Source organism: Faecalibacterium intestinale (assembly GCF_040096575.1).
GTDB classification, from domain to species: Bacteria; Bacillota; Clostridia; order Oscillospirales; family Ruminococcaceae; genus Faecalibacterium; species Faecalibacterium intestinale.
In genome coordinates this window covers 198298-210912 of the sequence record NZ_JBBMEN010000004.1, presented here as the reverse complement: position 1 = coordinate 210912, position 12615 = coordinate 198298, and the positions used below count along the sequence as shown (strand labels likewise).

At 58.8% G+C, this 12615-nt stretch carries 7 protein-coding genes and 1 other annotated feature; of the genes, 5 read left to right on the top strand and 2 right to left on the bottom strand.

Features of this window, described 5'->3' with window-relative positions; genetic code table 11:
• Positions 1-24 precede the first annotated feature (24 nt).
• The 3 genes from WMO20_RS05425 to WMO20_RS05415 all read left to right on the top strand — a co-directional run bounded on the left by WMO20_RS05425 (position 25) and on the right by WMO20_RS05415 (position 5967).
• Complete coding sequence (locus WMO20_RS05425; protein WP_005927166.1) at positions 25-729, top strand: ABC transporter ATP-binding protein; 705 nt, start codon at positions 25-27, stop codon at positions 727-729.
• Positions 723-4001: an ABC transporter permease gene (locus WMO20_RS05420; RefSeq protein ID WP_349186068.1), complete on the top strand. Its 3279-nt coding sequence runs from the start codon at positions 723-725 to the stop codon at positions 3999-4001. Before WMO20_RS05425 ends, WMO20_RS05420 begins: the two co-directional genes overlap by 7 nt.
• A gap of 676 nt (positions 4002-4677) precedes the next feature.
• Positions 4678-5967 carry an O-acetylhomoserine aminocarboxypropyltransferase/cysteine synthase family protein gene (locus tag WMO20_RS05415; protein WP_349186067.1) on the top strand — a complete coding sequence of 430 codons (1290 nt, stop codon included), beginning with the start codon at positions 4678-4680 and terminating at the stop codon, positions 5965-5967.
• A gap of 178 nt (positions 5968-6145) precedes the next feature.
• On the opposite strand, the gene WMO20_RS05410 is transcribed toward WMO20_RS05415, so the two are convergent.
• Together WMO20_RS05410 and ftsH are read right to left on the bottom strand one after the other, a co-directional pair.
• Positions 6146-6760: a transcriptional regulator, IclR family protein gene (locus WMO20_RS05410; protein WP_349186066.1), complete on the bottom strand. Its 615-nt coding sequence runs from the start codon at positions 6758-6760 to the stop codon at positions 6146-6148.
• A gap of 173 nt (positions 6761-6933) precedes the next feature.
• A complete protein-coding gene (ftsH, locus tag WMO20_RS05405) occupies positions 6934-8784 on the bottom strand; it encodes an ATP-dependent zinc metalloprotease FtsH (protein WP_349186065.1) in 1851 nt (616 codons plus the stop codon).
• 250 nt (positions 8785-9034) lie between these two features.
• Positions 9035-9301: a binding site (T-box leader), on the top strand.
• A 215-nt stretch (positions 9302-9516) separates the two neighbouring features.
• Between ftsH and WMO20_RS05400 the strand changes: the two genes are divergently transcribed.
• Positions 9517-11169 carry a 2-isopropylmalate synthase gene (locus WMO20_RS05400; protein ID WP_349186064.1) on the top strand — a complete coding sequence of 551 codons (1653 nt, stop codon included), beginning with the start codon at positions 9517-9519 and terminating at the stop codon, positions 11167-11169.
• Between the two features lie 183 nt (positions 11170-11352).
• A complete protein-coding gene (gene leuC, locus WMO20_RS05395; RefSeq protein WP_349186063.1) occupies positions 11353-12612 on the top strand; it encodes a 3-isopropylmalate dehydratase large subunit in 1260 nt (419 codons plus the stop codon).
• The last annotated feature ends 3 nt before the right edge of the window (positions 12613-12615 follow it).

Here is a 12615-nt window from a genome sequence, read left to right as displayed (position 1 = left end):
ATTCTGACAGAAAGGAAAAACGCCATGGAGCATTTTGTGGAGTTTGAAGATGTCTGTAAATATTACCAGACCGGCAGTGTGAAGATCGCTGCTGCAGACCACCTGAATTTCTATGTGGACAAGGGCGAGTTCTGCATCATCGTGGGTCCCTCCGGCGCGGGCAAGACCACATTGCTGAACATTCTGGGCGGCATGGACAACTGCGACGAGGGCAACGTCTGGCTGGACGGCCGCAACGTGAGCCGTTTTTCTGCCCGGGAACTGACCACCTACCGCCGGTACGATGTGGGCTTTGTGTTCCAGTTCTACAACTTGGTGCAGAACCTGACCGCGCTGGAAAACGTGGAGCTTGCCAGCGAGATCTGCCGCGACCCGCTGGACCCCGCCGAGACCTTGCGCAGCGTGGGTCTGGGCGAGCGGCTGAACAACTTCCCGGCGCAGCTTTCCGGCGGCGAGCAGCAGCGGGTGTCCATTGCCCGCGCACTGGCCAAAAACCCAAAGCTGCTGCTCTGCGACGAGCCCACCGGTGCGCTGGACTACCGCACCGGCAAGCAGGTGCTGGGTCTTTTGCAGGATACCTGCCGCAAGACCGGACGCACCGTCATCGTTATTACCCACAACACGGCACTGACCGGTATGGCTGACCGTATCATTCAGGTGCGCAGCGGCCGCATCGTGTCCAATCAGGTCAACGAGCACCCGGTGCCGGTGGAACAGATCGAGTGGTGAGAACTGTGCAGAAAAGTTACCGCAAAAATATCCTGCGCGAGATGAAAAGCAGCATCAGCCGGGTGGTGTCCCTGTTTGGCATCGTGGCGCTGGGGGTGATGATGCTCACCGGCCTGATGTGCATTGCCCCCGATATGCGCACCGCTGCCCAGAAGTACTATGTGCAGCAGAATGTGTTCGACCTGCGGGTGCTGTCCACCCTTGGCCTGAGTCAGAGCGATATCGACGCCATTGCCGCTGTGGACGGGGTAGACGCCGTGCAGGCGGTAAAGTATCAGGACATGGAAGGACACTGGACAGGGGACGAGCAGACCACGGTGGCGCGGCTGTATCAGCTGCCTGCCGACCCGCAGGCCGATACGCCGGAGAATATGAACCGCTTGGTGCTGTTGTCCGGCCGAATGCCGGAAGCTGCCGGGGAGTGCGTGGTGCACGTGATGGGTCATGGCAGCCCGGTGGAGCTGGGCACCCAGCTGACCCTGCCGGAAGAGACCGAGGGGGTCAGCGGGCAGGTGTTCACGGTGGTGGGCACGGTGCAGGACCCGCAGCATTTTTCCACCGATTCCGAGAGCAGCACCGTGGGCGATGGCCAGCTGGACTGCATCCTGTTCGTGCCGGAGGGCACTTTGACCGCAGATTATTATACGGCGTGCTATATCAAGGCGGAAAACGCCGGGCTGTATGATAATTATTCGGATGAATATCAGGCCGCAGTGGATGCCGTAGCGGAAAAGCTCAAGGCCATCCAGAGCGTGCAGTGCACCGCCCGGCGGGAAGAGCTGATGGACACCGCCAACGACAAGCTGACCGAAGCGCGCGCCGAGTACGACAGCCAGAAGGCAGAAGCCGAGCGCCAGTTTGCCGAAGCCGAGACAAAGCTGGCAGATGCGCAGCAGCAGCTGGATGCCGCCAAGGCGCAGCTGGAAGCCGGGGAAAAGGAGCTTGCCGCCCAGAAGGCTGCACTGCCGGACACCATGCAGAGCGGTGCCGACCAGCTGGTGAGCAGCGAGGAGCAGGTGCTGGAATTTGAGGAACAGTTACAGCAGATAGAACTGCTGGTCAACCTGAAAAAGGTGGCAGACCCCCTGCTGACCTACGCGGAAGCCGCCCTGCGCAACGCCGAAAAGGCGCTGGACGAAGCCGAGCCGGAGGACGAGGATTATATTGAACTGCGGGATGCGCTGGCCAAGGCACAGGCCGCTTACGACAACATCTATAACCAGCTGCAGGGCTATCAGCAGCAGCTGGACGCGGGCAAGCGGCAGATGTACAAGCAGGGGCTCATCTCCTCGCCGAACCTCTCCAACGACCAACTGGTGACCGAAGCCAAGGCCGCGCTGCGCAAGATGAAATTGCAGCTTTTGCAGGGACAGTTGCAGCTGACCACCGGCACCGCCAGTGCCTACACCCAGTTTGATGCCGCACAAAAGCAGCTGGAAGAGGGCTGGGCAGAGTATAACGCCGGGCAGACCCAGCTGGAAGAATCCCGCACCGAATACGAGAGCCAGAAAGCCGATGCAGAGCAGAAACTGGCGGACGGCCTTGCCCAGCTGAACGATGCCGAGGAGCAGGTGAGCCAGATCAAAAAGGGCGAGTGGTATGTGCTGGACCGCACCTCCACCATGAGCTGTGTCACCTTTGCCCAGTACGCCGACCGCATGGACGCCATTGCCCGGGTGTTCCCGGTTTTCTTCTTCCTTGTGGCGGCGCTGGTGGCTACCACCACCATGACCCGCATGGTGGACGAGAACCGCCTGCAAATGGGTACCTTAAAGGCGCTGGGCTACTCCAATTTCAGCATCGCGGGCAAGTACCTGTTCTACGCCCTGCTTGCCACCATTCTGGGCAGCATCGTCGGCATGGTGGTGGGCTTTGTGGTATTTCCCATCATTATCTGGAACGCCTATCAGCTGGTGTTCACCCTGCCCACCTTCACCCTGCACTTCTACCCGGGTATGGCAGCTGCCAGCGTGGGCATCAGCGCCGCCGTCATCGGCTTTGCCACATGGTACGCCTGCCGTTCCAGTCTGGCCGAAAAGACCGCAGCCCTGCTGCTGCCCCGGGCTCCGGTGGCGGGCAAACGCATCCTGATGGAGCGCATCACCCCGCTGTGGTCCCGGATGTCCTTCTCCCAAAAGACCACCGCCCGCAACCTGTTCCGGTATAAAAAGCGGTTCTTCATGACCGTGCTGGGCGTGGCGGGCTGCACCGCGCTGCTGCTCATCGGCTTCGGCATTCAGGATTCTCTGCTGCCCATCGTCACAAAGCAGTCTAGCGAGCTGACCCACAACGATATGTCCATCACCCTCAGCGACCCCAAAGCCCTGACCATGGAGCAGGGGCTGGCAGAGGAGCTGGACGGCAACAGCGCCGTGCAGAACTGGGGCGCGGTGTATACCAAATCCACCACCATCTACAATGCCGAAGGCGAGAGCGCAAGCGTGAGCATCGTGGCTGCCGCCAAGGACAGCGACCTGACCCGCTACGTCACCTTCCGTACCCGCAAGGGACACAAGGCCATCAGCTTTGACAGCGGCAGCGCCATCCTGACCGAAAAGACCGCCGAGAATCTGGGTCTGCACACCGGCGATACCTTCTGGGTGGAAAACGCCGAGGGCACCCGGGTGGAACTGACCCTGACCGGCATCACGGAGAACTATATGTTCACCCGGCTGTACCTCCCCCGCGCACAGCTGGAAAGCCTGCTGGGCACGGCGGAGATCCCGTGGAACACGGTCTACGGTCAGACAAGTTGCACCGATGCTGCCGGGTACAACGCCCTGCGCACAGACCTGCTGGACTGCAACTATGTCAGCAGCATCAGCTTTACTGAGGACACCACCGAACTGTTCGATAACCTCATCGTCAGTCTGGGCTATGTGGTGGTGCTGATCATCATCTGCGCGGCGGCACTGGCGGCTGTGGTGCTGTATAACCTCATCAGCGTCAACCTTGGGGAGCGCAAAAAGGAGCTGGCGACCATCAAGGTGCTGGGCTTCTACGATCAGGAGGTGTACCGCTACATCTTCCGCGAGATCGAGCTGTTGGCGCTCATCGGCTCCGGCGTGGGTCTGGCGCTGGGTGTGCCGCTGCACAAGTTCATTGTGTTGACCGTGGAGATGGATCAGCTCATGTTCATCCGCACCATTGCGCCCCGCAGCTACCTGCTGGCGGTGGCGCTGACCATGGTGTTTACCGTGGTGGTCTGCTTTGTGATGCGGCGGCACGTCCGGCGCATCAGCATGGTGGAAAGCATGAAGGCCCCGGAGTAATGTTTACAGCGCATTCATAAAATAAGCATAATTTCGTAGAAATTTTCGGGTATCATAAAATCACCGGGAGGGGGAGAGCCGCAAGCCCCCTCTCAGGGACATGATTCCTCCTATACCCCAAACCAAATACCGCAAAAGGCCGCGCCTTGTCTGAACCAGCAGATGAGACGCGGTCTTTTGTGTGTAGGATACGTCTGCAGTGCACCGGCAGAGGAGATCGTTTTTGCCAAACTGTGCAAAAAATACGGGCAGCGCAGGCGGATATATCATGCAAAAAATACATCCTTGAAAAAAGTGGAATTAACCTATTGACAAACTAGGTAGAACGGGATATAATGCAGACATCCAATCCACCAGTCTTGTAGGGAAATGAAACAGAGGTTCCCCGGCGGGCGGAGACCATAGAGGGATGGAAAAGTTTTACCGGAAGGAGGGCACAAAGATGAAGCTGATCTGGAAAGAACTGCTGCACGCGAATTATCGCTGTGGGCGAATGCATACCCACCGGGCACCGGCATCGGATGTGTACTGTATGTTGCCCTCGGCTGCGCGAATGTGTACCCGAATGTGACAGCAGCTCCGGTAGACCACACTGCCCGGTGCGCCTTTGAAAACGCATCGGGATTTTTTACACACAATAATAATACTGTTAGTATATAAAGAGAGGTAAATAACAATGTCTGAATATAAATTTGAGACCCTGCAGCTTCATGTCGGTCAGGAGCAGGCCGACCCCGCCACCGATGCCCGTGCGGTGCCCATCTACCAGACCACGTCTTATGTGTTCCGCAACAGCCGGCACGCCGCAGACCGCTTTGGTCTGGCCGATGCAGGCAACATCTACGGCCGTCTGACCAACTCCACGCAGGATGTGTTCGAAAAGCGCATTGCAGCGCTGGAGGGCGGCGTGGCAGCACTGGCTACCGCTTCCGGTGCAGCTGCCATCACCTACACCATTCAGGCACTGGCACAGGCCGGTGACCACGTCGTGGCACAAAAGACCATCTACGGCGGCAGCTACAACCTGCTGGCACACACCCTGACCCAGTTCGGCGTCAACACCACCTTCGTGGATGCCCACGACCTTGCACAGGTGGAAGCAGCCATCCAGCCCAATACCAAGGCTGTGTATCTGGAAACGCTGGGCAACCCCAACAGCGACATCCCGGATATCGACGCCATTGCAGCCATCGCCCACAAGCACGGCCTGCCGCTGGTCATTGATAACACCTTCGGCACCCCGTACCTCATCCGTCCCATCGAGCACGGCGCAGACATCGTGGTGCACTCTGCCACCAAGTTTATCGGCGGTCATGGCACCACGCTGGGCGGCATCATCGTGGACAGCGGCAACTTCGACTGGAAGGCCAGCGGCCGTTACCCCAACATTGCTGCCCCCAACCCCAGCTACCACGGCGTCTCCTTTGCGGATGCCGCAGGCCCTGCCGCTTTCGTCACCTACATCCGCGCCATCCTGCTGCGTGATACCGGCGCTACCATCTCCCCCTTCAACGCCTTCCTGCTGCTGCAGGGCACCGAGACGTTGAGTCTGCGCATCGAGCGTCATGTGGAGAACACCAAAAAGGTGGTGGAGTTCCTTGCCAACCACCCGCAGGTGGAAAAGGTGAACCATCCCTCGCTGCCGGATCACCCGGATCACGCCCTGTACCAGAAGTATTTCCCCAACGGCGGCGCATCCATCTTTACCTTTAACATCAAGGGCGGCCGCGAGGAAGCCTTTACCTTCATTGATAACCTCAAGATCTTCTCTCTGCTGGCCAACGTGGCGGACGTGAAGAGCCTTGTTATCCACCCGGCCTCCACCACCCACAGCCAGCTGACCGATGCCGAGCTGGCCGAGCAGCAGATCTACCAGAACACCATCCGCCTGTCCATCGGCACCGAGCATATTGATGACATCCTTGCCGATCTGGAAGCCGGTTTCGCAGCCGTCCGCGGCAAGTAACTAGCGATTCTCTTTCCCGCAAGGGGAGTGTGATCTTCCTTTTATTCCTGTCCAAGCCTCCATAAGCGTACGACAAGACCCCCGGCTGCCCGCCGGGGGTCTTGTCATCATTAAAAAAAGTGGTTCAGAAACGCCTATGGGCGTTTCTGAACCACAAATTATACTGCCGTTTTTCCGATTAGCGGCCGATCAGCAGGTCGCGGCGGCAGCGCAGACCCACAGAGAGGGTGGCGCTGCTGCCCAGATGCCGCAGGGTGACGCGGGTACCGGACTTCTGTCCCTCGCACAGCAGCGAGAGGTTCAGGGTGGTGGTGTTCTTCTCGGTCACCAGCACCAGCGTTTTCACGCCGCTGGCCTGCAGCGCCTGCATATCCTCGATGGTGGTGCGGAAGGTAGCCACCTCGGCGGGCACGTCCAGCGTCAGCACGCCGTCCTTCTGGCGGGCGGTGTACAGCAGCTGCTTGCCCAGCAGACCCTTGACGGTGTAGCGCGCCTCGGTCTTTGCGGTGTCGGCCAGCTCGTCACCGGAGATCAGCATAATGTTGCCCTGAATGGGGTTGCCCTCCGGGGCACCGTAGCCGCCGTAGCTGGGGTCCTTTTCCCCCACGGCAACGTCGGCACTGTGCAGTGCAATGTCGCCCTGCACCATCTGCTCCTGCGGGGGCAGATAGCCCTCCACGCAGGTAGGATCCACCTCGGCGGCAAATGCGCCCACGCTCAGCATGGCAGCAGCGCACACCGCCACAGTGGCACAGCTCAGGGTACGGACAAACTTTTTGTTCAGCATCTTCATAGGAAATACCTCCTGAAAACGGCAGCCGCAGGGACTGCCTTTGTTTTTTGCATCATAATCGTTTTTTAAACCATGGTTCAGCTGCGGCGCATCCACAATGGAAAACCGCCGTATCTGCTTTGTAAACGGATACGGCGGCCGGATTATTGCAAAAGATTCAAAATTTTTTATTTTCAGGGATTTTCCGGTTTGTTTTCTGCGCTGTCGCGGTTGAGGATATCCATGAATTCCTCGCCGGTGATGGTCTCCTTCTGGTATAGATACTGTGCCAGCTCGTCCAGCTTTGCGCGGTTCTCGGTCAGGATGCGGATGGCCTTTTCGTGCTGGGTCTTGACCAGCTCTACCACCTTCCGGTCGATCTCGCACTGGGTCTGGGCACTGCAGGCCAGCGAGGTGTCGCCGCCCAGATACTGGTTGTTCACGGTTTCCAGTGCCACCATGTCAAATTCATCACTCATGCCGTAGCGGGTCAGCATGGCGCGGGCAAGCTTGGTGGCCTGCTCGATATCATTGGACGCGCCGGTGGTGATGGAGTTGAAGGCTACCTCTTCGGCAGCGCGGCCGCCGGTCAGGGTGGCGATCTTGTTTTCCAGCTCGGCCTTGTTCATCAGGTAGTGGTTGCCCTCGTCCACCTGCATGGTGTAGCCCAGTGCGCCGGAGGTGCGGGGGATGATGGTGATCTTCTGCACCGGGGCAGAGTTGGACTGCTTTGCTGCCACAAGGGCGTGGCCGATCTCGTGGTAGGCTACGATGCATTTTTCGTGATCGGTCAGGATGGAATTCTTCTTCTGGTAGCCGGCAATGACCACCTCAATGCTCTCCTCAAGGTCGGCCTGGGTCACGCTCTTGCGGCCCGCCCGCACGGCACGCAGGGCGGCTTCGTTTACAATGTTGGCCAGCTCTGCGCCGGAGGCACCGGAGGCCATGCGCGCCACGGTGTTGAAGTCCACACCCGGGGCGATCTTCACCTTTTTGGCGTGTACCTTCAAAATTTCTTCGCGGCCCTTCAGATCGGGCAGCTCCACGGGCACACGGCGGTCGAACCGGCCGGGACGGGTCAGGGCAGGGTCAAGGGAATCCGGGCGGTTGGTAGCCGCCAGAATGATGACGCCGGTGTTGCCCTCAAAGCCGTCCATCTCGGTAAGCAGCTGGTTCAGGGTCTGCTCGCGCTCATCGTTGCCGCCAAACTGGCCGCTGTTGCGCTTCTGACCAATGGCGTCGATCTCATCAATGAATACGATGCAGGGCGCTTTTTCCTTGGCCTGCTTAAACAGGTCGCGCACCTTGGAAGCACCCATGCCCACGAACATCTCCACGAACTCCGAACCGGAGATGGAGAAGAAGGGAACGTTGGATTCGCCTGCCACGGCCTTGGCCAGCATGGTCTTGCCGGTGCCCGGAGGGCCTACCAGCAGAATGCCCTTGGGCATGGAAGCACCGATCTCTTCATACTTCTTGGGGTCGTGCAAATAATTGACGATCTCCTGCAGGTTCTCCTTGGCCTCGTCCTCACCGGCAACGTCCGCAAAGCGGATGCCGTGGGTGGACTGCACATAGACCTTTGCGTTGGATTTGCCCGCGCCGCCGAACATCATGGCACCCGGGCCGCCGCCTGCCTTTTCCATCAGCTTTTTGTTCATCTGGTTGCCGATGAAGCTGAACAGCAGAATGGGCAGCACGAACCACAGCAGAAAGCTGAGCACCGGCGAACCCTGCTCCACGATCTCGCTGGAGAATTGCGCACCGGCATCGTACAGGCGCTCGGTCAGGCCGGGGTCGTTCATCAGGCCGGTCTTGTAGATCTGCTTGTTGTCCTTATCCGTAAAAATGATCTGGTTGGACTGGATATCTACCTTGCCGATATTCTCTTGCTCGGTCATGCTCATAAAGGTGCCGTAGTCTACCTCCTGCACCTGACGCTCGGCCAGCCACGGCATGACCACAAGGTTGATGACCAGCAGCACCAGCAGCACGATGGCATAATAGATAGCCAACGGCTTTTTGGATGGCTTGACTTCTTTCATGGGATGTTCCTCCTTATAAGGTGGGCTTCCACCCGTTTGCTACGTCCAGTATACCACATCCTGCCGCCCGGCAACAGCGCAGCGAGGGCAACTTTGCAAAAACTTAGCAGTTTCTTAACAAAGAGGGGAGAATCCCCAATTCTGCATGATTTTCCCTATGATATTATGAAATGCTTTCATCTTTATCCTGAACGAAACTTCTTGACACTTTCTGGCGGGCGTGCTAAAATTATCTCACTTTCAACAAAGTGCAAATGCGTTGACGGGGATAAAACGATCTTTTTTCTGCGTGCAGAGAGCCGCCGGGTGGTGCAAGGCGGGTGCAGAGAACTTCGGATACTGGCCCCTGAGCGGCAGAACTGAACGGACAAGTAGGTTCTGACGGACGCCCACCGTTACAGGGGCAACGATTCGCTGTTTTGGCCGATCGTGCAAAGTGGCTGTACCTGACCGTGCAGCAAGGAGAGTGGTACCACGGGTGCCCTGTAAAAGCAATTTACAGGCTCTCGTCTCTCAAGGTTTTCGCCTTGAAAGACGGGAGCCTTTTTGTATGCGGATACCCCTTCAGGCATCGCTACGCGATGCCAGCTCCCCCAAGGGGGCGCCTTTGGGCAATGCCGCAAACTTTACCGTATTCCGGAAAGCCGTCCCCTTGGGGAAGGTGGATGCGAGTGAAACGAGCAGACGGAAGGGGTGCATTTTTATGCACCACAACATCAGGAGGACAACAGGATGATGGACGCTACCAAGTACGCACCGGGGTACTACCCGGTACCCGCCGGTTATGACAGCTGGGTAAAAAAAGACCATATTGAAAAGGCTCCCGCATGGTGCAGCGTGGATCTGCGGGACGGCAATCAGGCGCTGATCGTGCCCATGAGCCTTGCAGAAAAGCTGGAGTTCTTCCAGATGCTGGTGAAGATCGGTTTCAAAGAGATCGAGGTGGGCTTCCCCGCCGCCAGCGAGACCGAGTACGAGTTCCTGCGCACCCTGATCGAAAAGGATATGATCCCCGCCGATGTCACCGTGCAGGTGCTGACCCAGTGCCGCGACCACATCATCCGCCGCACCTTCGAAGCAGTCAAGGGCGCACCCCGGGCGGTGATCCACTTCTACAACTCCACTTCCGTGGCGCAGCGGGAACAGGTGTTCCACAAGTCCAAGGAGGAGATCAAGCAGATCGCTGTGGACGGCGCAAAGCTGGTAAAGCAGCTCAGCGAGGAGTACGAAGGCAATTTCCTGTTTGAGTACAGCCCCGAAAGCTTTACCGGCACCGAGGTGGACTACGCCGTAGAGGTGTGCAACGCCGTGCTGGATATCATGCAGCCCACCCCGGAGCGCCCCATGATCATCAATCTGCCGGTGACCGTGGAGATGAGTATGCCCCATGTGTACGCCAACCAGATCGAGTATTGCGACAAGCACCTGAAGTACCGCGACAGCGTGATCATCTCTACCCACCCCCACAACGACCGCGGCACCGGCGTAGCCTGTGCCGAGCTGGCAGTGCTGGCGGGTGCACAGCGCGTGGAGTGCTGCCTGTTCGGCAACGGCGAGCGCACCGGCAATGTGGACGCTGTAACGCTGGCCATGAATATGTACAGCCACGGCGTAGACCCCAAGCTGGACTTCTCGGATATGCCCGCCATCTGCGCCACCTACGAGCGGGTGACCCAGATGCACATCTACGAGCGCACCCCCTATGCCGGGCAGCTGGTATTTGCCGCCTTTTCCGGCAGTCATCAGGATGCCATTGCCAAGGGTATGGCGTACCGCAAGCAGACCGGCGAGCACCGCTGGACCTGCCCCTACATCCCGGTGGACCCCCACGACATCGGCCGCACCTACGACGCCGACGTCATCCGCATCAACAGCCAGAGCGGCAAGGGCGGCATCGGCTTTGTGCTGGAACAGAACTACGGCTACAACCTGCCCCCCAAGATGCGGGAGGCACTGGGCTACAAGGTCAAGAGTGTGTCCGACCACAGCCACAAGGAGCTGAGCGCCGCCGAGGTGCTGCACATCTTCGAGGATACCTACCTCAACCGCGCAAAGCCGCTGAACGTGGTGGAAGCCCACTTTGCACAGGTAAACGGCATTACCGCCACGGTCACGCTGGAACTGAACGGCCAGCGCAAGGTGGTCACCTCGGTGGGCAACGGCCGTCTGGATGCTGTAGCCAACGCCATCCAGAGCGCCACCGGCATGGACTTCCATCTGGAAAACTACTCTGAGCACAGTCTGGATGAAGGCTCTACCTCCCGCGCGGTCTCCTATGTGGGCCTTGTCTGGGGCGACAACACGGTCACATGGGGTGCTGGTACCGACACCGACATTATCGTGGCCGGTATCCGTGCCCTCGTCAGTGCGATCAATAATCGATAAGGAAAACTCCCCCAGTCTGCTACGCAGACAGCCCCCTCTGGGATGGGGCCTTTGGCAAAACCAGAAAGTTTTCCTTCTCGCCAGAGGCTCCCTCACCGAGGGAGCTGGCAGCACCGTCAGGTGCTGACTGAGGGAGTTTGGAAAGCGTACTCATGTTTTGAAAGTAAAAAGGAGAAAACTACCATGGGAATGACCCTGACGCAGAAGATCCTTGCCGCACACGCCGGACTGCCGGAGGTCAAGGCAGGCCAGCTGATCAACGCAAAGTTGGACATTGTGCTGGGCAACGATATCACCACCCCGGTGGCCATCAACGAGTTTGAGCGCGCCGGTTTTGACCGCGTGTTCGATAAAGAGCATATCGCCATCGTGCTGGATCACTTTGTACCCAATAAGGATATCAAGAGCGCTACGCAGTCCAAGCAGTGCCGGGAATTTGCCAATAAATACGATATCCTCAACTTCTACGATGTAGGCCAGATGGGCATTGAGCACGCCCTGCTGCCAGAAAAAGGCATCGTCACCGCCGGCGACTGCGTGATCGGCGCGGACAGCCACACCTGCACCTATGGTGCACTGGGCGCCTTCTCCACCGGTGTAGGCTCCACCGATATGGCCGCAGGCATGGCCACCGGCATGGCATGGTTCAAGGTGCCCTCTGCCATCAAGTTCGTGCTCACCGGCAAATTCAATCCCCGGGTGTCCGGCAAGGACCTGATTTTGCACATTATCGGCATGATCGGTGTGGACGGCGCACTGTATAAATCCATGGAGTTCACCGGCCCGGGCGTGGAAAGCCTTACCATGGACGACCGCCTGTGCATCTGCAACATGGCGATTGAAGCCGGTGCCAAGAACGGCATCTTCCCGGTGGATGAGGTGACCAAGGCTTATCTTGCAGGCCGCAGCCAGCGCCCGCCGGTGTTCTACGAAGCCGACCCTGATGCTGTGTACGAAAAGACCATCGAGATCGACCTCGGCGCACTGGAGCCCACCGTCAGCTACCCCCATCTGCCCGAGAACACCCATGTTGCCAGCGAGGGCAAGGGCATCAAGATCGATCAGGTGGTCATCGGCAGCTGCACCAACGGCCGTTTGGAGGACATGGAAGCCGCATACAACATCCTCAAGGGCAAGCACATCGCCAAGGGCGTGCGCGGCATCATCATTCCCGCCACCATGGCAGTCTATAAGGAGTGCATCCTGCGGGGCTGGACCACCGCCTTTATCGACGCAGGCTGCATCGTATCCACCCCCACCTGCGGCCCCTGTCTGGGCGGCTACATGGGCATTCTGGCAGCGGGCGAGCGCTGCGTTTCCACCACCAACCGCAACTTTGTGGGACGCATGGGTCATGTGGACAGCGAGGTTTATCTGGCCTCTCCCGCCACCGCCGCCGCCAGCGCCCTGACCGGCTGCATCACCGACCCGCGCACGGTCTGACCC

What these genes read in the sequence shown, in the direction of transcription:
- leuC (WP_349186063.1), top strand. Translation starts at nt 11,353, where the DNA reads ATGGGAATGACCCTGACGCAGAAGATCCTTGCCGCACACGCCGGACTG.
- WMO20_RS05425 (WP_005927166.1), top strand. Translation starts at nt 25, where the DNA reads ATGGAGCATTTTGTGGAGTTTGAAGATGTCTGTAAATATTACCAGACC.
- WMO20_RS05410 (WP_349186066.1), bottom strand. Translation starts at nt 6,760, where the DNA reads ATGAAGATGCTGAACAAAAAGTTTGTCCGTACCCTGAGCTGTGCCACT.
- WMO20_RS05400 (WP_349186064.1), top strand. Translation starts at nt 9,517, where the DNA reads ATGATGGACGCTACCAAGTACGCACCGGGGTACTACCCGGTACCCGCC.
- WMO20_RS05415 (WP_349186067.1), top strand. Translation starts at nt 4,678, where the DNA reads ATGTCTGAATATAAATTTGAGACCCTGCAGCTTCATGTCGGTCAGGAG.
- ftsH (WP_349186065.1), bottom strand. Translation starts at nt 8,784, where the DNA reads ATGAAAGAAGTCAAGCCATCCAAAAAGCCGTTGGCTATCTATTATGCC.